The following is a 24,899-nucleotide window of genomic DNA, read 5'->3' as shown; positions in this document are numbered from 1 at the left end:
GGTTTAATAGATCTCTCTTTTAGAACACCGCTTTTCTGCTAGTACCGGTAATACGGTGAAATATAGGTGGGTTGGGGCTGCTGTTGGTAGTGGTGATTTACCTGTTGAGAGTGGCTAGCATCACCTTTAGCACAGCCTTTGTATGGCCCTATATATGCAGTAGGTTTTACTGGTGCGATGGCTTCGTTCCATTTATGTTCATCTAAGCAATAAGTATGGGCCATGATATGCGAAGGTGTAAATGATAGAATATCCGAACCTAAGATAACTTCTGGAGTAGGTGCATCAAAGATCGCTAATAGATGTGTGTTATCGACTGAAGCTACTTCGTAATGCCACCAACCTTGTGGGACATTCGCGACTTGACCTGGTGTAATTGGAAAATTGAGAATTTCTTTTGTGAACGGATTAAGCATCGATACAGTGGCCGCACCAGAAATACAATAGACAAGCTCCGCTGCATTTTGATGATAATGAGGTTCTACGACATTATTTGTGCTTAGGAAAATATCTAGCAGTGAGACATTTTCTAATGTGTTTAACTGATTAATACCAAGCACATTAATGTAGTTTTGAGCATCTTTTTGAAACAAGGGACTTTGATTGACGTCAAACCAATACTGAGTGGATGGGGATGTGTAATCCATATAGGGAACCAAATTTCTCACCTCTTGTAAGCTTTGTAGGCATATGGTATTCAAGACTCATTGGTTTGGTGCATTTGCCTAATTACAAACGGCATGTTTGTTGTAACATAAAGGGGCTATATCATAATCGCGCGTTTTTGATATAGCCCCTGTTTTAGTTTTATAGGTGTAGAAATTGTAAATCTATCAAGCTTTTTCCTTGATAATAGAGTACGCGCCACTGAACATGGCAAAGAGCAAACCAACGATCGGGAAAATGATCCAATTGATATGCCATTGGTTATACAAAAATCCACTAATAAGAAAGATACAAACAGTTAATGGCCATAGAATGACAGAAGCTACTCGTATGGCTTTATCCTCTTTCTTTTCATGGGGGAGGGAGATGTTTGGCTGATCCCCTTTTTTTAATAAGGTACGGTATGCTGCCTGTTGATTACCAGTAGAGACAAACAAATAAACAGCCAGTGCGACCATCAGAAGTAAGAATATGACTCCATATATCACGCTGTTTTCATTGATCGAAGTTAGAACAATCAGCACCACTGGTGATAAAATACATAGTACCACGCCAGTAACGATCGCTTTTGTAAAGGTCGGCTGAAACAATTCATACTCATGTTCAAGTGATATCTTAATGTCATCAGGAAGAGTAAAGCCATTAGACAAATACTTATGTTTTTCCATTAGTGTTCCAGCATAAATGAATAATCCAACAGCTGCTGCCACAAACAAAAAGAGTGCAGCAATGCCTATCATTCCGCCTGCGTTTCCTAATTGTAATAAAAGCAGTAAGAATACAACACCTATCTGACATATACCGACACCAAATCCGATCAGTTTGCCAGCTTTTTTCGTTTCATCTAAATAATCTTCCACTTGCTCATCTGTTAGATATGGATGCTCTTTGTCTATTGAATCCTTTACGTCAATATTTAACTCGCTTACTAGTTCGTCGATATTGCCGAATTCGGAAATGACGATTCCGATTGCTTCATTCTCTGATTTGCCGTTTTGTTTTAACTCTTCGTATTTATCCTCCATATTAGCCAACAAGTCTTCTTTTAATCTATTCATGTCACTCGTTTTGGGTAGCGTTGCAAACATATTATTGAGATAAGTCATAATGGTATCCACCTAAAGATCCTCCTTAATAAATTGATTGATCACTTCTTTTGTTAACGCCCACTCTTTGCATTTTTCCTTGTAATACATCCTGCCAGCATTCGTTATTTTATAATACGTACGTCTTTTTCCGAATGTTTGCTCCTTGTGGAAGGAAGTAATATACCCGTTTTTCATTAGCCTGTTAAAGGCCGAATAAAGAGTCGTTTCTTTGATGATGTACTTCTCACCGGACAAATCCTTAATCTTTTTGGAGATTTCATAGCCGTATGAATCATTTTCCAATAATAAATAAAGAATAATCGTATCATTGTACCCTCGAATAACATCACTGCTTATCAACATAATTCGCCTACCTATCCCTTATTTATTCGTTAGAGAAGGATGGATGTTTGATTTTGTTTCGTAATCATTACTGCATCTATCGTACTTCATCTGTCGTAGTAATTATAACTTACCATAATTACTACGACAGGTAAAGTAGTTTTGGTGATTTTGGTTAAAATAACCATAAAACGGAAAACACAAAAAGCATTCATTACATTTGTAACTACTGCATCGAACTTGAACGAATTATGATGATAACTAATCAGAGATTGAAGGAGGAAATAAGATGGCTATTGTCCATATGAAAGATATAGTGAAAAGATACGGCTCTCACTTGAGCTTAGATCATGTAGATTTAACGATTGGTGAAGGTGAGATATTAGGGTTGTTAGGACCAAATGGTGCGGGGAAAACGACTTTGATTCACGCACTAGCAGGGATTATCGGTTTTGACTCAGGAGAAATTGAAATCTTTCAAAAAACACAACAGAAACACCTCAAGGAAATCAAGAAACAAATTGGTCTTGTCACACAGGATATTACGGTGTTTACAGATTTAACAGCAAAAGAAAACCTTGAGTTCTTCGGAGGGATTTATGGTCTAAAAGGGACGGAACTAAAAAATAGAGTAGAGCAAACACTTGAATTTGTTGGCCTAAGAGAACATGCTAATAAGCTTCCAACGAAGTTCTCAGGAGGGATGCAAAGACGTTTAAACATCGCTTGTGCTCTTATCCATAGACCGAAATTTCTTATTATGGATGAACCGACGGTAGGGATAGATCCTCAATCTCGTAATCATATTTTAGAAACGATTCGAAAGTTGAACAAGCAAGGAACGACAATTCTATACACGACTCATTATATGGAGGAAGTCCAACATCTTGCTTCTCGTGTCGTTATTATGGATCAAGGACATGTCATTGCTGAGGGAACAATTGATGAGCTCGTGAAAAAGATTCAGCATGAGGAAAAGATTGAACTGGAGGTAGCAGAACCAACGGAGCTTCTTTTAGAAAAGCTTCGCAAGCTAGAGGGAGTAAAACAAGTAACTCAAAACAACAAGGCTATTCATATTATTTCTCAAGTAGGAGCTGGAAACCTCGATCGTGCTCTTTCTATTGCTAAAGACTTTGGAGGAATTCATTCGGTCCAAGCGGAGAAGCCAACCTTGGAAGATGTCTTTTTAACCCTTACTGGAAAAAGTCTGCGTGATGGAGGAGAGGAAGACAAATGATTTTAAAGTCAAGTTATTTTATGCTTCGCCGAATGTTTAGAAATTACGTGGGCATGGCTATCTTAATGTTAACTCCTATTGCACTTATTACGGTGCTAGGCTTAATTGCCGATAACGCAGTAAATGAAGAGAGTGGCATCCTGATGAAGGATGAAGTGGCAGTTACGATGATGTTTGCATTTCTGATGTTTGGTGGGTTTTATACAATGGAGTATATTAAAGGAGATCTTATGTCTTCAATGAAATGGAGAATGTACTCTCTGCCATTTCATGCTCACACTCATGCTTATTCTATTATATTAACGAGCGCTTTATTTAATGTGTTCCAAAGCTTTGTCATTGTGATCTATACACTGATTTTTTACAATGTGCAATGGGGAAATTTGGGTTTCGTTTTACTTGCCCTTATAGCAGTGTCTGTTGTTATTCAATTGGTGTATGTCAACTTCGTATTAGCGATGAAAAATTATAAAACGGCCGAACGACTCGGAACAGGTTTCGGTATCGCATGCTTGATGCTAGCAGAGGTCTGGTTTCCACTGCCTAATAGCGCCCCATTTTGGTTCGTATCGACTTATGGCAACCCTGTTTCTCTTGGACAAAATATGATTTATGCCATCATGACAGGAGAAAATATAGAGAAAGCGATCATCAGCTTTGTGATATTAATCGCTTTATCGATTGCGTTAGCATGTTTGGCTGCCTATTATGGAAGGCGGAAGCTTGTATGACGATCTTTATCTTTGTGTTTAAACGTTTCTTTCAAAAAAAATCAAATTTCTTGTTTTTAATGTTCTTTCCTGTAGCGGCAGTCTTTCTTCCACAAGGAGATTGGCCTCCGATGCCGTTAGGATTTCACTACTATGGCATCTTATTGATGTTCATTGCAGCTAGGCTAGGGGGAATTATTTTAGAAGATCGAACGAATAAAACATTATTGCGGCTAAGTGTAGCGCCGATCACCCATTTTCAATATTTATGGCAAAATTTATTGGCGTATTCTTTGATTTTGACGGTTGTAAATCTTGTGTTTGTCCTTTTAGGCGTTCTTGTTCATGGAGAAAGTCTTCCGTCGCCGATCCTTCTGTTTATGATATATACGATATATTCGATGACGGCTTTAGGTTTTTCCTTAGCGTGGTATTCCTTATTTCGGAATAAGGAGGCGGCCTTTAGTGTTCTAGGCGGGCTCATCATGGTCATGGCTATGCTAGGAGGGATGATGTGGCCAGTTGAGGTCATGCCAGAATCAATTCAGCGAGTGGTCATGTTATTGCCAACCTATTGGGTGGCAGAAGGAACGCTGCTTGTAGCGTATCAAGCCCCTCTAGCTGATCTTGTCACATCTTTAGTGATCATGTTCCTCTTTTGTATCGCTTTCCTTTTAATAGGGAGCCGAAGAAGGTTCACATAAGGCCCGGTTCTAACGTTCACTCATTAATCTGATATGATAAGGAAAGTACCAATAAGGATGTGTGCACGAATGAGAAATAAAAGAGAAAATTGGTCTTCTGAAACGGCAACAATCCTTTGGCGCTTCGTTGGATTACTTCTACTTTGTCTATTGTGGCTGCAAAGCGATGGTGGCAAAGCAGGGGTAATCCTTCTGCTGTTTATCGCTATTATGACACTAGCTCGTTGGCGCTTTCAGCTGACAGGTTGGACGGTTTTTCTCGATCAGGCAGTATGTTTCATGTTTATTATGTATAGTCCATTGGCTTCTTTCGCATTGGCCATGCCGCTATTTGAGGGCATGTACAAAAGAAAGATTTGGTTAGCTCTTCCTATATTAATTTTTGTTTTGCTTTATTCGGAAACATCGCTTCTTCTAGTGGCTGTACTAATACAAGCTGGATTGTCTGGAGCGATTCTGGGAGGCTGGGCGAACGAAAGGAAGCTATATCAACAAGAAGCTGATCATCAGAGAAGAGATCGTTATGAATTGGAAAATCTGAAAGAGGAACTTCTATTAGCTAATGTTCAAGGGGCGCGTTTGGCTGAGTTAGCGGAAAGAAACCGTATCGCTCAACAATTGCACGATGACGTTGGACATGAGCTCACTGCTTCTGTGTTAGCGCTTCAAGCGTTTGAACAATTATGGGAGGAAGACGATCCATTAGCCAAAGAGATGTTCTCTCAAGCACAGCAGCGTCTATCCAATAGTGCCGTCTACTTAAGAGAAACCGTCCATAATTTAAAGCCTGTAAAAGAATTAGGAATAGAGGGCATGCAAGAAATAAGCGATCAATTTACACTCTGTCCGATCAGTTTCCAAGTTTTTGGAGACACATCCAAAGTGGACGCCCACTTATGGAGCATTCTCTATCCTTGTTTAAAGGAAAGTCTAACCAATATTATCCGGCATGCTAACCCAACAAAAGTATTGATTTCATTAGATATTGGTCCACACATTTTACGGTTATCTGTCCATAATGACGGAGCACCTAGTATGGGTGGTAGCCGACAAGAAGTTGGAATGGGCCTCAGGAATTTGCGCTACCGAGCAAAGGCTGTTGGAGGAAGTATATCTACTGACACATCGAATGGATTTTTGTTGATTTGTGTGCTGCCACTCGAGAAAAATCATGTTTAGAAAAAGGAGAGCTGACCGATGAAAATCCTGATTGTTGATGATGATCCGTTAGTATGTCAAAGTCTTAAAGTGCTCCTGTCTAGGGAGTGTGACATGGAGGTTATTGGTACCGCTAATAATGGAGCCGAAGCAATTACTTCCTGCCGCGAACTTGTGCCGAACGTCCTTTTGATGGACATTCAAATGCCAGTTATGGACGGAATTCAGGCGACTCGCCAAATTAAACAACAATGGCCTAATATTCAGGTGATGATGCTTTCAACATTCAAGGATGAAAAAAACATACGATTAGCGATATTAGCTGGGGCGGAGGGCTATTTAATTAAATCGACGAAGGTATCTAGCATGGCGCAGCAGTTGCGAGCGCTCGTTTCAGGCTCGACGGTGCTTGATGCTACGGTCCTGAAGCAATTAACTCAGCCTGCCGAAAGAGAAGAGCTAGAACAATTAACACCTCGGGAAAAAGATATTGCAGCACTTGTAGCTCAGGGACTATCCAATCGTGAAATTTCTGAACAGTTATATATTACAGAAGGCACTGTCCGCAATACACTGTCCATTATCTTAGAGAAACTCGAGCTTCGTGATCGAACTCAGCTAGCTATTCACTATTGGAAAAAATACAATTCCACCATGGATCGTTGAAGTGGAGAAAATAAAAAATAGCTTTGTATATTTATAGATCAAATTATACAATATTGGTAGAAACAAGGAGAAAGTAAGATGGAAATGAAGGAATAGCTCTGGTAAGTAAAGAAGTTAACAAGACGTTAAACAGATTGTGGAGTCTATTCGTGCCATCCCCCAATTTACAGAGGAGAATGTAAATGAAGTCCAAGGTGAGATTGATGGTTTTGCTGTTGCTTACGTTTTTCTTGCTTTTTTTGGCCTTGATTTTTAAACATAATGAAGCTATAGAAGATGTAGTGGTTCGACAAGGGGTTGCTCAGCTTGATGCGATTCAAAAGGATCAAATTTATAACGTAACAGGAGACTGGGAGTTTCATTGGAAGGAGCTCTTGGAACCAGATGATTTCCTGATGACTGCTCTTAATCCGATTTATTTGAAAACGCCTCGTTCTTGGGTGGATACGATCAAAGAACATGAGAATAATAGCATTGGATATGGTACATATCGATTGCAACTTGTTTATCCAGAGGATCTGATGGGTGAGAAACAAGCTTTCTATTTAGGGTATATTGGTGTTGCTTATAAGGTTTGGGTGGATGGAGTGTTACTAGATGAGGTTGGAGAGGTTTCGAGCAATAAAGAAGGAGAAATCCCTTTATTAAAAAGCAACTTTATTTATTTTGAACCAGATCAAGAACAGGTAGAAGTCATTATACAAGTATCCAATCATGAGTTTCGAGAAGGCGGCATTTTCGGGGACGTACTAACAGGCAGTCGGACAGCCATTACCAATTACATAGTGAAAAACTTGGCCATCGATCTTTTGCTAATAGGTGGCTTCTTATTTATAGGAATTTATCATTTAGTGATGTTTGGGGTTAGTAAAAATGACATCACGTTTTTCTATATTGGGATGATTGGTCTATTAGCTGCGCTACGAAATATGCTTCTTTGTGAATATCTATTTTATTTATTGTTTCCAACGGTGCCATGGACACTGATGACGAGAGTTGAGTATTTATGTGAAGTTGTAGGGTTATTTTTTCTAGTAAGTTTAATGTATAAAATGTATCCAAAAGAAGTAAATAAACACGTACTAAATTTAGCCTATGCAATGATTGGTATTCTAGTGTTGTATTATCTTTTTGCTCCGATGTATATATATACGAGCACGTTAACCGTATCTATGATACCACTTGGTTTGATTTTGTTTTATTTTATATTTGTCGTTGGATTAAAAGCATTAGCGGAAGGTAGAGAAGGAGCCAAATTAAATGTATTTGGAATCATACTTCTAACATTTGCGAGTATAAACGATATTTTGTCTTATACGCAAAGCTTACAAACGATTCCGATGTTAGGCTATAGCACTCTGTTTTTCTTGATGTTACAAGGGATCATCAAGTCTGACCGTTATACGAAGTTGTATGAAGAAAACCGAGAACTCACTCAAACATTAGTGAAATCAAATGCTACATTAGAAAGTAAAGTCATTGAACGGACAGAAAAGCTCGGTCAAACGAATAAGAGATTAGAAGAACTGAATAATAGCCGAGCAGAGATGCTTGCTTTCATTGCACATGATTTAGGGTCGCCTATCATTGCGATCAAAACACAGCTTTCTCTTATGAAAGAAGGGTATGTTGCTCCAAATGAACAGCTCTATGAGCAAATGATTCAGAAATCCGATTACATGAAGCGTCTCGTTCAGGACTTATTTGAGCTATCCAAGTTGGAATCGAAGGAATATGTCATGTTGAAGAAAAACGTTAATGTTAAGAAATTTATGGAAGACGTCTGGAAGGTTTTCTCTCATGAACTTAACAACCAACAGTTCATGTTGTCTTTTACAAATATGGTAGGGGCGCAGTATGATAGCATCTATATTGAGGCTGACCAACAGCGGTTGATGCAAGTTCTTAGTAACTTTATCTTTAATGCAGTGAAATATAGTAAGAACGTTAATAAAGTAGAACTGAGAGTAATGACGAAATATAAAGGAAGTAAGGGTTATGTGCAAGTAGAGGTGGAAGATTATGGGGTTGGTATAGAGGCAGAGAATATCCCATTCGTGTTTAATCGATTTTACCGGGAACAACCTCACCAAAAGGACGGGACAGGACTTGGACTGACGATCGCAAAAGAAATTATCCATAAACACGGTGGTGTAGTTGGTGTGACCAGTATAAAGGGAAAAGGAAGCACGTTTTACTTTACGCTGCCTATGAAGGAAGAGAAATGACTACAGAGAGGTAGTGCCCAAAGGAGGGGCATCACCTCTTCATCTAGTATGATGGGATTGATGGTTGGCCTATGATTTTATTTCTTATTATGTTTCGATAAATAGTGGGTCAGTTTTTCTGTTGCTTCTGTTGGTAAGACAGAACGACCTTCTTTTGTGTCGCGAATGGATTGAGCGAGTTCTTTATAATTTTCCCCTTTTAAAAGATACCCACTTGCCCCGTAGGCTAGGCCTTCAACTATGTACTTTTCTTCATTAAAGGTCGTTAAAATAAGAACGATTAGCTGTGGAAACCTTTCTTTTACTTCTTTGATCAATTGTATTCCGTTCATTAAGGGCATTTGGATATCTGTCAATACCACATCTGGCAGACATTCAGACATTTGTTCAAGTGCTTCGAGCCCATTAGAGGCACTGCCGATGACTTCCATATCTTCCTCAAGATTAAGGATGGTGGTTAATGCATCGGCGAATAGGATTTCGTCGTCAACGATAAAAATTTTACAATGCTTATCCATCATGTACCTCACTAGTTTGATCGTTGTTATTTAGTGGATCGAAATAACTTATTTCCTATTTTAACAAACTTTGGTAAAAAGTCACGAATAATCACCCGATTGGAATGGTGGGAATGTTGTATTTTATTAAAAACCGAAGTGAAAAATGGCAATATTTACAGAAAGAGGTTGATGCTTTGCGCTTTCATTTCATTTGTTTCCGTTTTCTTGCTTCTATTTGAGTTTTGATGAAATTTCAATAAATTGGCATAATGAACGTACATTTAAACATGAAAGAAGGAATTTAAATGAAATTCTTATCTAATTTGTTGGATACTCTTGTTAAATCTCAAGAAAGACATGCCAAGAAAATTCTAAAATCTGGTTTATATTATTAAGGATACATGCCTCTTACGGTTAAATACGTAAGAGGTATTTTTTGTTTAGGGAAGTAGCACGGTGAAGGGAAATAAAGGTCTTTCCTATCTACATAACGAAAGAAATAGGAAAAGCAGGAGACAACGCGGAAATGGAGTGATCAAATGAGCTTACAAGGTTGCATTGATGAAATCATTCATAAGTCGACAGCGACATATGGTGTTTCTATTAAACATTTGGAGACATCTGAGGTAGCCATTGTAAATGGAGACAAAATATTTCAACAGGCTAGTGTGTTTAAGATTCCGATCTTAGTGACTTTGTTAAAACAAGTAGAATCAAATCATCTTAGATTAGATACAAGGGTGAAGATTAAGAAGGGTGATTATGTCCCCGGATCAGGGATTTTACAAGAGCTTGATTACGGAGCGGATGTCTCAGTTAAAGATTTGGCCCTTTTGATGATTATTGTGAGTGATAATCTCGCTACAGATAAATTATTACAGATGGTCGGATTAGACAACGTTCAACAGCATATGGAAATGCTTGGACTAAAGCATACAACAATTAAGCATTCTTGTTATGATTTACTGCGTTTAAGTGTCGGATTAGACGAACGCTCTCACTATGATGAAGTGCTTACTAATTTAAAAAACGGCGAGTTTGATCGGAAAAGTGTTGTCTTTGAACGAACAAAGAAGTGTAGTGTATCTACAGCAAATGAAATGAACCTCCTTTTAGAGAAGCTTTTAAACTATGATCTTTTGAATGAGACGAATACGAATATGATGCTAGATATATTATTGAAGCAAAGAATTCAAAATCGGCTTCCATTGCTGCTGCCTGAAGGTACGAAGATTGCTCATAAGACTGGGTCTCTTGATCACTATCTGAACGATTGCGGGATTGTTTTTTTACCGAATGATAAAGGAACGTACATCATTTCAGTTTTTTCATCGGATCATCATTCTACTGAAGGTGGAGACCAAGAAATAGGTGAGATTTCAAAAGCTGCATATGATTATTTTATGGGGAGTTAGGGCGATTTTTAATGGGGTGGAGTTTGGGTAGAGAAATCAGCATATAACAAAGGGATCTGAGGGTTGGAAGAGTGTGTGGGCGGAACAGGGATCCGTTATGTGTGACCAAAACCCCCATCTTGCGCATGAAGCGGAACAGGGATCCCTTATTTGAGCAAAAGCGCAATAATACAATACCTAATTAGCAAAATAACGGAACAGAGATCCGTCTCCTTCGAGAAAAAGATCGATTATAGAGAAATAAGGGATCAGAGGACCGGAAGAGTGTCGGAGCGGAACAGAGGTCTCTTTTGTGTGACCAAACGCCCCAGCTTGTGCATAAGTAGGGAGGATATTAAATGAAAAATACATTGCTAATGATATAGGAGATTATTAAATGAAATTAAAATCTACAGTATTTATCTTACTAGTTCTTTCGGTAATGATGAATGGTTGTAATATACAACAAAAAACATATAACGCAATATGGGTTGATTCATCAACAAGTTCTCAAGAAACCATTGATTCAGCGATACAAAGATTATCAAATGCCAAAATTGATTTTATTATTGATGATAGTGGTAATGTTTTAATTAAAGAGAATGATTTGAATCAAGCAGTGATGTGCTGTTCTTAAACAAGCATGGGTGCGTTCTAGGATGCTTAAATAACCATCTTTATTATCATTGTACAGGAGGGAAAAGATGGAGATTTATCAATTTAATAAAGAAACGGGTAAGAAGATTTCAAAATTCAATTCAAATTTTATAATGTCCCGTATTATACAAACAGAGAATCCAACCCACATAGGTTGTATGTACTTAGAAGAGAACGGAATTATCGGTTATCATCAGGCAGTAGTGCCTCAACTTCTTTTCATTCTTAATGGAGAAGGTTTTGTTTGTGGTGACAAAAAAGAATACGTCAAAGTTCAATTTGGAGACGCTGTATTTTGGAAAAAAGATGAATGGCATGAAACTAAAACTGATACAGGGTTGACTGCTATTGTTATTGAGAGTGAAGAATTAAATCCATTATCATTTATGTCAGCCAGGTAATAGCTTTTGTTCAAAGGCTTTAAGAAATAAGGAGATATGGAAATATCAGGACGGTTCGCATGCTTCGTATTAAATTCTTTATAAATAGGAAGCGACAGATCCGTCCCTTCTGCTTCTAATTAACGAGCTAGCAGAAAAGGGCAACTGCTTCTTCAATAAGCACGTTGGCTTCTAATGATTAACTATATAAACAATGGAGGAGTTTCATTGAGTAAAAAAAGAGAATTCTTTTTCCGAATTTCAATAGTGTTAAATATATTACTCTTGGTAATTGTAGCTTGGGGAATTATAAAGATGAACTTCGTAAAGGAGCAAGTTCTTGTTACAGAAGTCCAAAGTAATTTAGTAGAATTGGAAGGCTTGATTGCTAACCAGATGGATGATAATTGGTCTGAACCTAACTTGGTTACAACTGAATTAGGCGATGTCTTAAACGGGATTTGGCTTGGAATGACTACTGGAAAGCAGTTAGGAATGCTTTCTAAAAGGGACAAGGAAATTCTTGAACAATTATATTTCAAATTAAATCAATATCCAAATGATGAATTATATAGCTTTGCTGTTTTAACTGAAGAGGATAAGCAGAACTTTGAAGACTTAAGGAAGACACTTCGTGAAGTTGGATTAGGAATAAATATTACTATAAGTACCAATATGGATTCATTTATGAGACAAGCTATGGCATTAAATGAAAAGATTGAACATCCATTAAATTAACATATAATGGATATAACTAAATGAAGAGGAAACTTGGCAAATTGAAATAAAAGGTTGAGATGTCAATGATTTTAAATAGCCTAGAAGTTTTATCTGAATAAAGGAAGAAGTAGATGAATAAAAACAAAGACTTAGTTTTAGATATAGCTGGAGATAGGGGGTATATATGAATACCTTCAAAAGAATCAATAAATATGTAATGATTTTTATATTCGGATTGATAATTGGAATGTTATTGCTAACATTTTGGGGATTAGTTGATTATATTGCATTAATAAATTAAGGATTGAGGTGAGGAAAATAACTTTAATTATCCTAGCAATAATTCTCTTATTTCTATATTTTAATATAAAAAATAAAAATGAGTTAAGAATACCGAGTTTAATTGTTTTCATTCCTCTTTCAATTTATTTCGTTTTGGGTGTTCTTTCATCGATTTATTACTTGCTTTTTTAATATGATTGCTATTAAAAAATGAGTGAGTTTTACTGAATAAAGAACGTCTTAAGATCTATAAATTGCAAAATTCGTAGAGCTGAACTTAGCGATTTATCTTCTTTATCAGAGCTTTTTGTAGAGCTGACTGAGCATAAAACAAATCAGTATTCTATGAAGGAACAATTTGAAATTATCTCAAATAACCCCAATTATTTTGTGGTTGTTGCAGTAGAAAATGAAGCTGTTGTTGGGACTGCTATGGGGATTTTATGTAACGACTTAGTAGGTAACTGTAATACATTTTTATTAGTTGAAAATGTAGTAGTTGCACCTTCTTGTAGAGGTAAAGGCATTGGACAAATGCTCATGAGGTCCCTTGAGGAATTTGGAAATAGAAACAAATGCAACTATGTAATTCTCGTCTCTAATCAGAATAGAGATGATGCACATAGCTTTTATGAAAAGTTTGGATACCAAAAACAGTTAGGCTTTAAAAAAAGGCTGAATACTCAAGTGTAAATGGTTTATGGGCCATGTGGAATCACGGGAGGATTGATCTATGTTTGATGACGAACCTACTTTCTGGCTAAATATTATATGGTTATTAGCTATTATATTACTTTTGTTGTACTTGTTTAATTCCATCATGAGGAAATGGCTAAAAGTTGAGAAAAAGAAGTTTCTTTCATATAACCATGTTAACGAGCAACATAAAAAAATTGATTGGATAATTAGGGTTTTGACAATAGTTGTGATCTTGTTAGGGTATGTTATTACCCTCATGAGAGGACCTACGGAAATGATTTGGTTTTTACAGCCGTGGTTTATCTTATTTGTTTTTATTGTTGTTTCAGAAATGGTAAGAGCAGTTATGGAGCGAAAGTATGCAGAAAATCCTAATGCTTATAAATTTACAATTAGTCAATTAATCTTTTTGCTTATATTGTTCTTTACATTATACAAGACGGGTTTTTTTGGATTAGTTTAAAAATTTTAAGGGAAAACGGACTGATTTTCAAATTGAAATCTGTCCGTTTTTGTATGCTATTTGTGGTGTTAACTTAAATAGGGTTGGTACGTTAAATTCATTGGACTTACCTTTTTGCTGCTTTTATAAATTTAAATTCTTTCGGTTCGGATTTATGGAAATGATTTAATAAGTACGTTAAGTACATTTGGCTTAATCCATCAGGCTGCTTTCCTTTTAAGAACAAAAGATCAAGGTTTCGGCCGACATGTAACGATTCTTGAATGTTGATGGAATAAAGCGATTCATTACGAATTTCTTCTTCGAGTGTAAATCGGGATAATAATGTTATGCCGAGCTTTTGTTTCACCATCTGTTTCATGGCCTCGATATTATCAATCTCTAAAACAATATTTGGTTCTAAATGGTATTTTTGAAAGGCGCTTTGAATAAGAGACCAATCAACTGTACCGCGGTTAAAGGAAATGATAGGTTCGCTCGCAATTTTAGATAAGCTAACTTTTTTTAAAGAGCAAAAGGGGTGTCCAGGATAGACAGCTACCACTAGCTCATCTTCAATAAGGGGAATATTTTCAACTTTTGGGTGTGTCACACTTCGGGCAATTCCAAACGGAACTTCATGGGAAAGGACCATATCTAATACTTCAGGTGAACTGGTCGTGTGAATCCCGAGTTTAATTTTAGGATATTGTTTGTAAAATTTTTGAGTAATTTGAGGTAGTAAATAATTTGATGCAATGTTAACGGTTGCAAATTCAATCTCACCAGATACTGAATTTCTAGTACTATGAACAGATAATTTTCCTTCTTGATAGTTTCGAATCACTTCTTCAGCGAATGGAAGAAATGTGCGACCAGCTTGGTTAAGGACGATGGCTTTATTAGACCGTTCAAATAAGTGATAGCCAATTTCGTTTTCAAGGGTTTTTATTCTAGCACTAATGGAAGGTTGAGTAAGGTATAAATATTCGGCTGCTTTACTAAAGCTCCCAGTATTCGCTACTTGAATAAACGCTTCTATATGCTTTATATCCACTTTATTAAATAACCTCCCATAAAAAATTCATATAACTTGCTATAGAAAAGATCTATTAGACTTTGGACTAATTATAAATTAACATTATAGACAATTCAATAATTGTTGCAAGTTTCAGGCAATTTCGACTGTTTTTTTCTGTAAAGAGGAAGTCTTTTTGAGAGTTCAAAAGGAGGTATATATGAAACTATTTGTCTCAGCCGATATGGAAGGAATTACAGGATTAGTTGATGAGACGTTTGTCGATTCAAGTAAGCACAATTATAAACGCGGACAAGAAATCATGACATCTGAAGTTAACAGTGTCATTAACATTTTACATAAAAAAGGTTGTAAGGAAATCATTGTTAATGATAGTCACTCTAAAATGAACAATATTCTTATTGAGAGGTTGCATCCAGAAGCACAACTAATCTCTGGGGATGTGAAGCCCCTTTCGATGGTAGAAGGTTTAGATGATTCATTTTCAGGTGCCATATTTGTTGGGTATCATGCAAGGGCTTCTATGAAAGGGGTCTTAAGTCATTCCATGACATTTGGTGCTAGAAATATGTTTATCAATGAAACGATAATTGGGGAACTGGGATTTAATGCATATGTAGCAGGCCATTATGATGTCCCTGTCATTATGGTGGCAGGAGATGATCAAGCCTCCTTTGAAGCAAAAAGCTTAATTCCAGGGGTGACGACAGCGACAGTGAAAAAAGCGATATCGCGTACCGCCGCCCTTTGTCTCCCACCTGAAAAAAGTAGAAAATTGCTAGAAGAAAAGACAGAAGAGGCTTTAGCGAATATTCATCATGTAAAGCCACTCAAAGCACCGAAACATCCAGTTTTAAGAATTGAATTTGCCAATTATGGTCAAGCTGAATGGGCCAATTTAATGCCAGGTACGGAGATTGAATCAGGAACAACCGTACGTTTTCAAGCAAAAGATATGATAGAGGCATATCAAGCAATGATCGTTATGACTGAGTTGGCGTCTAGAACTAAATTTTGCTAGATATATAGGGAGTGACAACATGTTCATTACGGATATTTCGACAAAGCACCAAACTATTCTTTTAAAGAAACCATTTAAAACGGCTTTGCGAACGACTGACCACGCCGAATCGGTCATTGTGCAGTTATATGTGAGTAACGGATTGGTTGGGGTAGGAGAAGCAGTCCCAACGATGATGATTACAGGGGAAGGTATTGAGAGCATTGAGGCAACGATTCTCCAAGTAATCAAGCCTGCACTGCTTGGTAAAAACATATTAAATTATGAATCTGTGTTTCAAATCTTACATAAAACATGTGTACGAAATACGAGTGCTAAGGCTGCGGTAGATATGGCCATTTTCGATGTATTAGCACAATATCAAAATCTCCCACTTTATCAATTTCTCGGAGGAGAGGCACCTGATGGTGAGTTTTTAGAATTGGAGACGGATTATACCGTTAGTGTGAATTCACCAGAAGAGATGAGTGAGGACGCTCTTGAATATGTAAGCGAAGGATTTCGTATTTTAAAAGTCAAAGTCGGTAAAGACGATATCGATAAAGACATATTGAGAATAAAAGGGATCAGAGAGAAAATAGGTTCAAACATTCGAATAAGAGTGGATGCCAACCAAGGCTGGAAGGCCAAAGAAGCGATTCGTGCCATTATGAAGATGGAAGATATGGGACTAGATTTGGATATCATCGAACAACCCGTTATCGCCCATGACATCGAAGGATTAAAAAAAGTGACCGATAGTGTGTTAACACCAATTATGGCCGATGAATCCGTATTTTCCACTTTGGATGCGCTTGAAGTGTTAAAGCTAAGGGCGGCGGACTTTATCAATATTAAATTAATGAAATCGGGTGGAATTTTTAAGGCATCTATTATTAACCAAGTTGCCCAGGAGTGTGGGGTTGAATGTATGGTTGGTAGCATGATCGAATCTCATTTAGCTGTGACTGCGGCCGCTCACTTTGCTGCAAGCAAGCAAAATATTACCCGGTACGATTTTGATGCGCCACTGATGTTAGTAGAAAAGATGGTCGATGGCGGAATAACCTATGATTCGAACTTGATTAAGATTCCTAATCATCCTGGGCTAGGAATTCGTTCCCTGAAAGAAGAAAGGAGGGATGTTCGTGAAGCCAGCAGTTAAAGAAAAGACATTAAAGAAAATGATGGTTTGTGTATCCGTAGCAACGGTATGGACAAAGCCTACATCGCCTCGTTATATTGATCAGTTAGCGCTAAATAACCCTGTGGATATGGAGGGGTGGATTAAAAGTACGACCTATGAAGAGCAATTAGCTCTTTGTAAGAATAATTTAGTACAAACGCAACTTCTTTACGGGACAGAAGTATTTATTCTTGAAGAAAAAGAACAATGGGCTCATGTACTCATTCCTACTCAACCAAGTCGAAAAGATGAACGAGGCTATCCTGGCTGGGTCCCTATGAGACAACTATCAACACCAACATCTATTTTTGCTAATAGCAAAATGGCTCAAGTGATCTCTCCTATTGTGACAATCTCTAGTACAGTGCAAGGGTTGAAGAAAAAGAGTGATGACAATGGACTAGTTATAAGTTTTTTAACGCGATTGCCAGTCGTCAAGCATACAACGGATTTCGTTGAAGTGGCTACGCCTCATGGGAATGGTTTTCTAAAGGCTAGTGATGTCCGAATTGTTGATCAAGAAGAAGAATTAGTCAAGAAAAGGGACAAGCCCATCCTTGATGTAGCAAAAACGTTTGTTGGACTTCCTTATTTATGGGGAGGGATGTCGGCCTTTGGGTTTGATTGTTCTGGCTTTGTATATTCCGTTTATCGTTATTTTGGTATAACGCTTCCTCGTGATGCAAGTGATCAAGCAAATAGGGGGGAAGTGATCGAACGCGAGAATTTACAAGTTGGCGACTTGTTGTTTTTTGCTTATGAGAAAGGAAAGGGAGCTGTTCATCATGTAGGTATGTATGCAGGAGATGATCATATGATTCATTCTCCTAAAACAGGCAAATCGATCGAAATCATTCCCTTGTCTGGCAGTTCGTATGAAGAAGAATTAATCGGTGGAAGACGTTATGCTAATGAACTAAATAGCGTGTCTTGTTAGAAGGGGTTGAGGCTATATGCAGAACTCAATTAACGTAGAATCGCTGAAACAAAATGTACTCGATCATCTTTTTGAGTGGTGTGATCTCCATGGGGTTTCTGGGTATGAGATGGACGTTATACAACGAGTGAAAGAATCGATAACGCCTTATACGACAAGTGTTTCCATTGATCAGCTGGGAAATGTGATTGGATTTAAAAAAGGAACAGGAAAGCACAAATTAATGATTGCTGCTCATATGGATGAAATTGGACTTATGATCCGTCATATCGATGAAAGAGGCTTTCTTTATTTTGAGAATATTGGAGGGGTGAGGCCGCAAAATCTCTTTGCCCGTACCTGCCTTATCAAAACAGATCAAGGGCTCGTAGAGGGTTTGATAAATACCATTCATCCAGGTCGCCCTAAAACAATAGTAGAGATCCCGCCTCTAAGAGAATTCTTTATTGATATTGGTGTGACGAGTAGACAAGAAGCTAAGGATCTAGGAATCGAAGTAGGAAATACAGTTGCTTTAGACTATGAGTGTAAACGTCTAGGTCGTAATAGGATAATAGGGAAAGCGTTGGATAACCGTCTTCTTGTCTTGATCTTATTAGAAGTGATGAAGTTGTGTGATGAAATGGACGTAGAGACACCAGATCTGTATGCGGTGTTTACTGTTCAAGAAGAGGTTGGTTCACGCGGGGCAAAGGCAGCAGCTTATCAAATCAATCCAGATCGTGCGATTGCTCTAGATGTGACAGTGGCCAATGATACACCACAGATACCTAGCCATGAGTACATCTCTCAACTAGATATGGGGCCAGGGATTAAAGTAATGGACAAGATTGCAACAGGGTTAGGCATGATCTCCTCGCCTGAAATAGTTAGACATTTAAAAAAGGTGGCAAGGGCGCAAGGAATTCCATATCAACTGGAGGTTTTTCCTAGTGGAACGACAGATGCTTCGACGATTCATCTAGAGCGTGGAGGAATTCCTTCAGGAGGGATTGTTGTCCCAACAAGATATGTTCATGCACATGAAATGGCCTCTATAGATGATATCGTTCAAACCATTTTACTGTTATTTCACTATATTACATCATTAGAGGGGGGAAGCCAGTGGGAGTCTTTATAATCAAACGATTTGTGGCAATGATTGTAACGTTATTAATCATCATCACGTTAACTTTTTTCCTTATGCACGCAGCGCCTGGTGACCCATTTGATTTTGATGCTGAAGGTGGTATTTCGGAACAAGCACGACAAAATCTGTTGATTCACTATGGGTTGGATCAACCAACACACATTCAATATTTTAACTATATTAAAAACTTGGCGACCCTTGATTTTGGCCCATCGATGGTATCGAGATCTCGGACCGTTGATAGCATGATCGCAAATGGATTTCCTGCTTCACTTGTTCTTGGGTTTACAACGCTCATTTTTAGTGTGATATCAGGAATTATCTTAGGAGTCATTGCGGCATTAAGGCATAACAGAATGGTTGACTATGTAACAATGATTATTGCTGTACTCGGGATATCGATACCAAACTTTATTTTGGCAATGATTTTTATTAAGTATATCGGTTTACAATTTGACTTTTTTCCAGTTGCTCGCTGGGGAACATGGAGGCATGTGATTTTGCCAGCATTGGCCCTGTCATCAGGTCCGATTGCTATCATTGCGCGTTTGACTCGTTCCAATATGCTTGAAGTGCTAAATCAAGATTACATTCGAACAGCGAAGGCAAAAGGAATATCTCCTACTAGAATTGTGATGAAGCATGCGCTGCGTAATGCCTTATTACCAGTTGTGACGATTATGGGAGCATTAACAGCGTCGGTTTTAACCGGAAGTTTTGTTATTGAACGGATTTTTGCTGTACCAGGGGTAGGTCGGTACTTTGTTGAAAGTATCTCCAACCGTGATTATCCCATGATCATGGCAACAACCGTTGTGTATAGCACTATATTGGTTGTGATGATGTTTATCGTAGATTTAGTGTACGGTCTTATTGATCCGAGAATTAAGTTGCACAAAAAGGAGGGGTAAAATGGATCATTCAGCAAGAGCGTCTAAGAAAGAAGATAAAAGGATACCTGATGACCTTTTTACCCCTGTGAAAAAAGGTGGAGGCAACGAAGCTGAATTTATGCGTCCGAGCGTCGGATTTTGGCAAGATGCTTGGTATCGACTAATGAAGAATAAAGTGGCTGTCCTTGGACTCGTTTTAATTGTCATTATGATCATCATGGCCATTATTGGACCTTGGCTCACTCCTTACGATTATCGCGAAGGTGTCCTCTCTAACCAAAATCAAGCACCTTCATCGACCCATTGGTTTGGGACAGATGAATTAGGAAGAGATATGTTCACGAGGGTTTGGTACGGGGCACGTGTTTCATTATTTATTGGTTTTGCTGCTGCTTTGATTGAGTTTGTGATTGGTGTTTCTTACGGTGGATTGTCGGGTTATAAAGGGGGAAGAGTGGACAACATCATGATGAGAATCGTCGATGTTCTTTATGGCCTACCGTATTTACTTGTTGTTATTTTGCTTATGGTTGTGATGGACCCAGGTGTTTTCACTATCATTGTGGCGCTCTCTTTGACTGGATGGATTGGCATGGCCAGGATTGTGAGGGGACAAGTGCTGCAATTGAAGTCAAATGAATATGTCCTGGCTTCGAAAGTACTTGGTGGAAGTACATCAAGAATTGTTCGCAAACATTTATTGCCTAATTCGATGGGACCGATCATCGTTTCGATGACATTAACGGTTCCCGGAGCAATATTTGCAGAGGCGTTTCTAAGCTTTTTAGGCTTAGGTGTACAAGCCCCAATTGCGAGTTGGGGGACGATGGCCAATGATGCGCTTGGTGTATTAAATACGGGGTACTGGTGGCGCTTAGTATTTCCCGCAGTGATGATTTCACTAACGATGTTCGCCTTTAACGTATTCGGTGATGGCTTGCGTGATGCATTAGATCCGAAGATGAGGAGGTAAAAGATGAAAGAAAAAAAGAGTGAGCCAATATTAGATGTAGCGGATTTATATGTGTCTTTTCAAACCCGCAATGGCGAGGTTCAAGCTGTAAGAGGGGTGAACTTCACCTTAAACAAAGGAGAAACGTTAGCCATTGTCGGGGAGTCTGGCTGTGGAAAGAGTGTGACAGCCCAAAGCATAATGAGGCTGATTCCAGAGCCTCCCGGCAAGATCAAACAAGGAAGCATTAAGTTAAAAGGAAACGATTTAACGACGTACACAGAGAAGCAAATGCGAAAAGTTCGTGGAAGTGATATCGGGATGATCTTCCAAGATCCTATGACGTCGTTAAATCCTGTTCTCACAATCGGTGAACAAATTTCTGAAAGTCTACTAAAGAATCCAAATCTCACCAAGAGTGAAGTTGAAGAAAAAGTCATTAAGATCTTAAAGTTAGTAGGAATTGCTAACCCAAAAGAGCGCTTAAAGCAGTATCCTCATCAATTTAGTGGGGGGATGAGGCAAAGGATTATGATTGCGATGGCTTTAGTCAATGAGCCACAGGTTTTAATAGCCGATGAGCCTACAACAGCCCTTGATGTGACCATTCAAGCGCAAATCATTGATCTTTTTAAGGATATTCAAAAACGAACGGGAATCGCCATTATTTTAATTACGCATGATCTTGGCCTTGTTGCTCAAATAGCTGATCGCATTAACGTAATGTATGCTGGTCGAGTGATTGAATCAGGGCAAGTGAAAGAAATCTTTTATCACCCACAACACCCATATACAAAAGGATTGCTTAAATCGGTTCCTAGATTAAATGATGATCGCAATCAACCACTGATTCCGATTCATGGTACACCACCAGATTTGCTATCTCCGCCAAAGGGCTGTCCATTTGCCAAAAGATGTGATTATGCGATGGATGTTTGCATTCAGTATGATCCAGAGTCTACCCAAGTAACCAAAAATCATAGTGTCCGTTGCTGGCTTCAAGATGAACGCGCAAAAAAAATTCAATTTCCAAGTGACGGTCCAAAAATCAAACTATTATAAAACAAGTTTACTAAAGTAAGGGGGGATGAAGACGAGTTACACAGAAATGGGAGAAGGAGAACAATTGAGATCAAAGGGGGAAATACAAGATGAGCAAGAAATTACTAATGTTGTTGTTCGTTGGTTTGTTAAGTAGTGTATTACTTCTAGCTGCATGTTCAAGTGATGAAACTGCACAAGAATCAAGTGATGGGACAGATGAAGAAACGGAAAGTCCTGAAGCTCCAGCCGGTGACGGTCGTACGTTACATTTGAATAATGGACAAGAACCTACGTCCCTAGATCCACCTATTGGTAACGATGAATATTCGTACAATATATTAAACAACGTAATGGAAGGATTAACTCGTCTTGCTAAAGACGCACCAGTTCCGGAACCAGCCATGGCAGAAAGCTGGGACGTTTCTGACGATGGATTGGTGTACACATTCCATATTCGTGAGGATGCCGAGTGGACAAATGGCGAGCCTGTTACTGCTTACGATTTTGAATATTCATTTAAGAGATTAGCAGATCCTGAAACAGCTTCACCAGCAGCCTCACATTCTTATTGGATCGCTGGAGCAGAAGCGTATAACAGTGGAGAAGGTTCAGAGGAAGATATGCTAGTCGAAGCATTAGATGAGGGTACATTAGAAGTTACGTTAACGTATCCGATTGATTTCTTCTTATCGATTGTCGCGATGCCGCAAATGTTCCCGGTTCATCAAGAGACAGTTGAAGCGGATGCTAACTGGGCAGGGAGTGTTGATACGCTAGTAACAAATGGACCATTCACAATTACAGAGTGGGCTCATGATGACTATTTAGTAGTAGAAAAAAATGAAACATATTGGGACGCTAATACAGTTGAAGTCGAAAGAATTGAATATGTAATGGTTGATGATGAAAATACAGCATTTTCATTATATCAAGCTGGTGACTTACATGTATCATCGGTTCCGGCTGACTTAGGAGAAGAGTATTTAGATCACCCTGAAATGTATATGGCTCCACGTTCTGGAATTGAGTATCAATTTTTTCACACTCAAACAGAACCATTCCAAAACAAAAACATTCGTAAAGCATTTATGTATGCGATCAACCGAGAAGATATTGTAGAGTTTGTTAATAAATCTGGTGAACCTGCAGCTTATGGTTGGGTACACCCTGATTTTGAGCACCCAGCTGGTGGTACGTGGGGAGACAATGTTGGGCACTATTTTGAGTATGATCCAGAAAAGGCACGTGAATTATTAGCATTAGGGATGGAAGAAGAAGGGTATGACGAATTACCAACGGTCACTCTTTCCTATAATACAAGTGATTTACACAGCACAAGATCACAAGCTCTTCAAGAAATGATTCGTGAGAGTTTAGATATTGAAGTGGAGTTATTTAACCAAGAGTGGGAAGTATTTAGAGATCGTTCAAACGAAGGGGAATTCCATTACTTCCGTGGTAGTTATCTTGGTGGCTACAACGACCCGATCAACTATTTGGACAACTTCTTACCGGGTTCTGGATTTAACCGTGGGGACTGGGAAGGTGAGGTTCACCAACAATATGTTGATATCGTCAATGCTAGCTACGAAGAAGCCGATCCAGAAAAACGTTTTGAGCTTCTAATGGAAGCAGAAGAACTTTTAATGGAGGAAGCTATCGTGAACCCAATTTATTTCTATAACCGAAGCTATCTTGTTAATCCAGAAGTGGAAAATGTGATTACTCACTTCGTTGGATTTACTGAATTAAAATGGGCTAGATTTGTAGATTAATAAGAATACGCAAATGAAAAGGGTGAGGATGACCAATTTAAATAGCTGTTTGCGTCATCCTCTCTTTCAGTTTTGTATGTTTAGGGGGGACAATATTTGAAGTCGGTAGAGGAGCATACTGTAAAGAAGCCGTTGATCAAACCGGCGAAGTTAGAGCGTGGAGATCAGGTAGCCGTTATTGCACCAGCCAGCAGCCCGAATATAGAAGCAGCAAATCGAGCTATTCCATTTTTGGAACAATTGGGTCTAGTTGTTCAAGTAGGTAGCTCACTTTCAAGAGAACATGGCTATTTGGCCGGTACCGATCAACAACGAGTGGAGGAATTACATGCAGCATTCACCGACAAACAAATAAAGGCGATCTTCTGTGTTTGTGGAGGATACGGAACAGCAAGAATCGCTTCCATGATTGATTATGAATTGATCGAAGCAAACCCGAAAATTTTTTGGGGTTATAGTGATATAACGTTTTTATTACATGCCATCCATCAACAAACAGGGCTCGTTACGTTTCATGGACCGATGTTAAGCTCTGACTTAAGTGAAAATGTTCATCATTTGACCCGAGAAACATTTAACCAATTGTTTGAACCGATCTCCTTGTGCTACTCTGATTCGATTCGTCCACTAGATACATTAGTAGAAGGCTATGCAAAAGGTCCACTTGTTGGGGGCAATCTAACTCTTTTAACTAGTTCACTTGGAACTGAATATGAGATTGATTGTTTAAATAAGGTCTTATTTATAGAGGAAGTAGATGAGGAGCCTTATCGGCTAGATCGGATGCTTAATCAACTGCGGTTAGCAGGCAAATTTGCAGATGCAAAAGCCATTGTTCTTTGTGACTTTCATAATTGTGTCCCTATGAAACGAATGCAATCATTAAGCATCAACCAACTTTTTTATGATCATATTGTTCCATTTCAAAAGCCAACTTTAAGTGGGCTTTCCATTGGCCATTGTTCGCCTAATTTAGCTGTACCAATCGGGATTGAAGCGCATGTAGATGCGACTAAAAAAACAGTAACAATAATAGATTCAGGAATAGAAACGTGGTAAGTGCAGATC

The 24,899-nt window shown here is 38.4% G+C and carries 26 protein-coding genes; 21 read left to right on the top strand and 5 right to left on the bottom strand.

Annotated features, from left to right (window positions below):
* Positions 1-38: 38 nt before the first annotated feature.
* The 3 genes from LQ50_RS14830 to LQ50_RS14820 all read right to left on the bottom strand — a co-directional run bounded on the left by LQ50_RS14830 (position 39) and on the right by LQ50_RS14820 (position 2,114).
* Positions 39-659 carry a cupin domain-containing protein gene (locus LQ50_RS14830; RefSeq protein ID WP_034630736.1) on the bottom strand — a complete coding sequence of 207 codons (621 nt, stop codon included), beginning with the start codon at positions 657-659 and terminating at the stop codon, positions 39-41.
* 174 nt (positions 660-833) lie between these two features.
* Positions 834-1,784 (bottom strand): permease prefix domain 1-containing protein, encoded by a 951-nt coding sequence (locus tag LQ50_RS14825; protein ID WP_034630733.1) that lies wholly within the window; start codon positions 1,782-1,784, stop codon positions 834-836.
* Positions 1,785-2,114 carry a PadR family transcriptional regulator gene (locus LQ50_RS14820; RefSeq protein ID WP_034630822.1) on the bottom strand — a complete coding sequence of 110 codons (330 nt, stop codon included), beginning with the start codon at positions 2,112-2,114 and terminating at the stop codon, positions 1,785-1,787. It abuts the gene before it with no gap.
* 271 nt (positions 2,115-2,385) lie between these two features.
* Here LQ50_RS14820 and LQ50_RS14815 point away from each other — a divergent pair, with 271 nt between their 5' ends.
* The 6 genes from LQ50_RS14815 to LQ50_RS14790 all read left to right on the top strand — a co-directional run bounded on the left by LQ50_RS14815 (position 2,386) and on the right by LQ50_RS14790 (position 8,802).
* Positions 2,386-3,336: an ABC transporter ATP-binding protein gene (locus LQ50_RS14815; RefSeq protein WP_034630730.1), complete on the top strand. Its 951-nt coding sequence runs from the start codon at positions 2,386-2,388 to the stop codon at positions 3,334-3,336.
* Positions 3,333-4,067 (top strand): ABC transporter permease, encoded by a 735-nt coding sequence (locus tag LQ50_RS14810; RefSeq protein ID WP_034630728.1) that lies wholly within the window; start codon positions 3,333-3,335, stop codon positions 4,065-4,067. Before LQ50_RS14815 ends, LQ50_RS14810 begins: the two co-directional genes overlap by 4 nt.
* Positions 4,064-4,750: an ABC transporter permease gene (locus tag LQ50_RS14805; RefSeq protein ID WP_034630725.1), complete on the top strand. Its 687-nt coding sequence runs from the start codon at positions 4,064-4,066 to the stop codon at positions 4,748-4,750. Before LQ50_RS14810 ends, LQ50_RS14805 begins: the two co-directional genes overlap by 4 nt.
* 69 nt (positions 4,751-4,819) lie before the next feature.
* The gene (locus tag LQ50_RS14800) at positions 4,820-5,929 is read left to right on the top strand and encodes a sensor histidine kinase (RefSeq protein ID WP_034630723.1); all 1,110 of its coding nucleotides are present in this window, start codon (positions 4,820-4,822) and stop codon (positions 5,927-5,929) included.
* An 18-nt stretch (positions 5,930-5,947) separates the two neighbouring features.
* A complete protein-coding gene (locus tag LQ50_RS14795) occupies positions 5,948-6,574 on the top strand; it encodes a response regulator (RefSeq protein WP_034630720.1) in 627 nt (208 codons plus the stop codon).
* A 182-nt stretch (positions 6,575-6,756) separates the two neighbouring features.
* Positions 6,757-8,802, top strand: coding sequence for a sensor histidine kinase (locus LQ50_RS14790; protein WP_034630717.1), 2,046 nt, complete (start codon positions 6,757-6,759; stop codon positions 8,800-8,802).
* A 77-nt stretch (positions 8,803-8,879) separates the two neighbouring features.
* Here the strand turns inward: LQ50_RS14790 and LQ50_RS14785 are convergent, their stop codons facing one another.
* Positions 8,880-9,320, bottom strand: coding sequence for a response regulator (locus LQ50_RS14785; RefSeq protein ID WP_052144784.1), 441 nt, complete (start codon positions 9,318-9,320; stop codon positions 8,880-8,882).
* 521 nt (positions 9,321-9,841) lie between these two features.
* Between LQ50_RS14785 and LQ50_RS14780 the strand changes: the two genes are divergently transcribed.
* From LQ50_RS14780 to LQ50_RS14755, 6 genes are all read left to right on the top strand, one after another.
* On the top strand, positions 9,842-10,717 hold the full coding sequence (locus LQ50_RS14780; protein WP_034630714.1) for a serine hydrolase: 876 nt from the start codon (positions 9,842-9,844) through the stop codon (positions 10,715-10,717).
* 376 nt (positions 10,718-11,093) lie between these two features.
* Positions 11,094-11,333, top strand: coding sequence for a hypothetical protein (locus LQ50_RS14775; RefSeq protein WP_034630712.1), 240 nt, complete (start codon positions 11,094-11,096; stop codon positions 11,331-11,333).
* A 67-nt stretch (positions 11,334-11,400) separates the two neighbouring features.
* The gene (locus LQ50_RS14770) at positions 11,401-11,754 is read left to right on the top strand and encodes a cupin domain-containing protein (RefSeq protein WP_034630709.1); all 354 of its coding nucleotides are present in this window, start codon (positions 11,401-11,403) and stop codon (positions 11,752-11,754) included.
* Positions 11,755-11,961: 207 nt separating this feature from the next.
* On the top strand, positions 11,962-12,471 hold the full coding sequence (locus LQ50_RS14765; RefSeq protein ID WP_034630706.1) for a hypothetical protein: 510 nt from the start codon (positions 11,962-11,964) through the stop codon (positions 12,469-12,471).
* 492 nt (positions 12,472-12,963) lie between these two features.
* The gene (locus tag LQ50_RS14760) at positions 12,964-13,428 is read left to right on the top strand and encodes a GNAT family N-acetyltransferase (protein ID WP_152608227.1); all 465 of its coding nucleotides are present in this window, start codon (positions 12,964-12,966) and stop codon (positions 13,426-13,428) included.
* Between the two features lie 40 nt (positions 13,429-13,468).
* On the top strand, positions 13,469-13,897 hold the full coding sequence (locus LQ50_RS14755; protein ID WP_034630700.1) for a DUF4181 domain-containing protein: 429 nt from the start codon (positions 13,469-13,471) through the stop codon (positions 13,895-13,897).
* 106 nt (positions 13,898-14,003) lie between these two features.
* Here LQ50_RS14755 and LQ50_RS14750 read toward each other — a convergent pair whose 3' ends face one another.
* On the bottom strand, positions 14,004-14,933 hold the full coding sequence (locus LQ50_RS14750; protein ID WP_052144783.1) for a LysR substrate-binding domain-containing protein: 930 nt from the start codon (positions 14,931-14,933) through the stop codon (positions 14,004-14,006).
* A gap of 181 nt (positions 14,934-15,114) precedes the next feature.
* Between LQ50_RS14750 and dppA the strand changes: the two genes are divergently transcribed.
* The 9 genes from dppA (at position 15,115) to LQ50_RS14705 (ending at position 24,890) form a co-directional block, all read left to right on the top strand.
* Positions 15,115-15,936 carry a D-aminopeptidase DppA gene (gene dppA / locus LQ50_RS14745; protein WP_034630698.1) on the top strand — a complete coding sequence of 274 codons (822 nt, stop codon included), beginning with the start codon at positions 15,115-15,117 and terminating at the stop codon, positions 15,934-15,936.
* 19 nt (positions 15,937-15,955) lie between these two features.
* Positions 15,956-17,080 (top strand): dipeptide epimerase, encoded by a 1,125-nt coding sequence (locus tag LQ50_RS14740; RefSeq protein WP_034630696.1) that lies wholly within the window; start codon positions 15,956-15,958, stop codon positions 17,078-17,080.
* Positions 17,058-18,038, top strand: coding sequence for a C40 family peptidase (locus LQ50_RS14735; protein ID WP_052144782.1), 981 nt, complete (start codon positions 17,058-17,060; stop codon positions 18,036-18,038). The genes LQ50_RS14740 and LQ50_RS14735 overlap by 23 nt, the downstream gene beginning before the upstream one ends.
* A 16-nt stretch (positions 18,039-18,054) precedes the next feature.
* On the top strand, positions 18,055-19,158 hold the full coding sequence (locus tag LQ50_RS14730) for a M42 family metallopeptidase (protein WP_052144781.1): 1,104 nt from the start codon (positions 18,055-18,057) through the stop codon (positions 19,156-19,158).
* Complete coding sequence (locus tag LQ50_RS14725; RefSeq protein ID WP_152608226.1) at positions 19,143-20,078, top strand: ABC transporter permease; 936 nt, start codon at positions 19,143-19,145, stop codon at positions 20,076-20,078. Before LQ50_RS14730 ends, LQ50_RS14725 begins: the two co-directional genes overlap by 16 nt.
* Position 20,079: 1 nt before the next feature.
* The gene (locus LQ50_RS14720) at positions 20,080-21,033 is read left to right on the top strand and encodes an ABC transporter permease (RefSeq protein WP_034630694.1); all 954 of its coding nucleotides are present in this window, start codon (positions 20,080-20,082) and stop codon (positions 21,031-21,033) included.
* Positions 21,034-21,036: 3 nt separating this feature from the next.
* Positions 21,037-22,074 (top strand): ABC transporter ATP-binding protein, encoded by a 1,038-nt coding sequence (locus LQ50_RS14715; protein ID WP_034630692.1) that lies wholly within the window; start codon positions 21,037-21,039, stop codon positions 22,072-22,074.
* A gap of 89 nt (positions 22,075-22,163) precedes the next feature.
* The gene (locus tag LQ50_RS14710; protein WP_034630689.1) at positions 22,164-23,831 is read left to right on the top strand and encodes a peptide ABC transporter substrate-binding protein; all 1,668 of its coding nucleotides are present in this window, start codon (positions 22,164-22,166) and stop codon (positions 23,829-23,831) included.
* Positions 23,832-23,927: 96 nt separating this feature from the next.
* Positions 23,928-24,890: a S66 peptidase family protein gene (locus LQ50_RS14705; RefSeq protein WP_237563720.1), complete on the top strand. Its 963-nt coding sequence runs from the start codon at positions 23,928-23,930 to the stop codon at positions 24,888-24,890.
* Positions 24,891-24,899: the final 9 nt, after the last annotated feature.

Origin of the sequence: Halalkalibacter okhensis, from assembly GCF_000787375.1 — a bacterium.
Lineage (GTDB): Bacteria > Bacillota > Bacilli > Bacillales > Bacillaceae_D > Halalkalibacter > Halalkalibacter okhensis.
The sequence above is the reverse complement of the archived record's forward strand: the minus strand, read 5'-3'. Positions and strand labels throughout refer to the sequence as shown.

What these genes read in the sequence shown, in the direction of transcription:
- LQ50_RS14815 (WP_034630730.1), top strand. Translation starts at nt 2,386, where the DNA reads ATGGCTATTGTCCATATGAAAGATATAGTGAAAAGATACGGCTCTCAC.
- LQ50_RS14810 (WP_034630728.1), top strand. Translation starts at nt 3,333, where the DNA reads ATGATTTTAAAGTCAAGTTATTTTATGCTTCGCCGAATGTTTAGAAAT.
- LQ50_RS14805 (WP_034630725.1), top strand. Translation starts at nt 4,064, where the DNA reads ATGACGATCTTTATCTTTGTGTTTAAACGTTTCTTTCAAAAAAAATCA.
- LQ50_RS14800 (WP_034630723.1), top strand. Translation starts at nt 4,820, where the DNA reads ATGAGAAATAAAAGAGAAAATTGGTCTTCTGAAACGGCAACAATCCTT.
- LQ50_RS14795 (WP_034630720.1), top strand. Translation starts at nt 5,948, where the DNA reads ATGAAAATCCTGATTGTTGATGATGATCCGTTAGTATGTCAAAGTCTT.
- LQ50_RS14790 (WP_034630717.1), top strand. Translation starts at nt 6,757, where the DNA reads ATGAAGTCCAAGGTGAGATTGATGGTTTTGCTGTTGCTTACGTTTTTC.
- LQ50_RS14785 (WP_052144784.1), bottom strand. Translation starts at nt 9,320, where the DNA reads ATGGATAAGCATTGTAAAATTTTTATCGTTGACGACGAAATCCTATTC.
- LQ50_RS14780 (WP_034630714.1), top strand. Translation starts at nt 9,842, where the DNA reads ATGAGCTTACAAGGTTGCATTGATGAAATCATTCATAAGTCGACAGCG.
- LQ50_RS14775 (WP_034630712.1), top strand. Translation starts at nt 11,094, where the DNA reads ATGAAATTAAAATCTACAGTATTTATCTTACTAGTTCTTTCGGTAATG.
- LQ50_RS14770 (WP_034630709.1), top strand. Translation starts at nt 11,401, where the DNA reads ATGGAGATTTATCAATTTAATAAAGAAACGGGTAAGAAGATTTCAAAA.
- LQ50_RS14755 (WP_034630700.1), top strand. Translation starts at nt 13,469, where the DNA reads ATGTTTGATGACGAACCTACTTTCTGGCTAAATATTATATGGTTATTA.
- dppA (WP_034630698.1), top strand. Translation starts at nt 15,115, where the DNA reads ATGAAACTATTTGTCTCAGCCGATATGGAAGGAATTACAGGATTAGTT.
- LQ50_RS14740 (WP_034630696.1), top strand. Translation starts at nt 15,956, where the DNA reads ATGTTCATTACGGATATTTCGACAAAGCACCAAACTATTCTTTTAAAG.
- LQ50_RS14735 (WP_052144782.1), top strand. Translation starts at nt 17,058, where the DNA reads ATGTTCGTGAAGCCAGCAGTTAAAGAAAAGACATTAAAGAAAATGATG.
- LQ50_RS14730 (WP_052144781.1), top strand. Translation starts at nt 18,055, where the DNA reads ATGCAGAACTCAATTAACGTAGAATCGCTGAAACAAAATGTACTCGAT.
- LQ50_RS14720 (WP_034630694.1), top strand. Translation starts at nt 20,080, where the DNA reads ATGGATCATTCAGCAAGAGCGTCTAAGAAAGAAGATAAAAGGATACCT.
- LQ50_RS14715 (WP_034630692.1), top strand. Translation starts at nt 21,037, where the DNA reads ATGAAAGAAAAAAAGAGTGAGCCAATATTAGATGTAGCGGATTTATAT.
- LQ50_RS14710 (WP_034630689.1), top strand. Translation starts at nt 22,164, where the DNA reads ATGAGCAAGAAATTACTAATGTTGTTGTTCGTTGGTTTGTTAAGTAGT.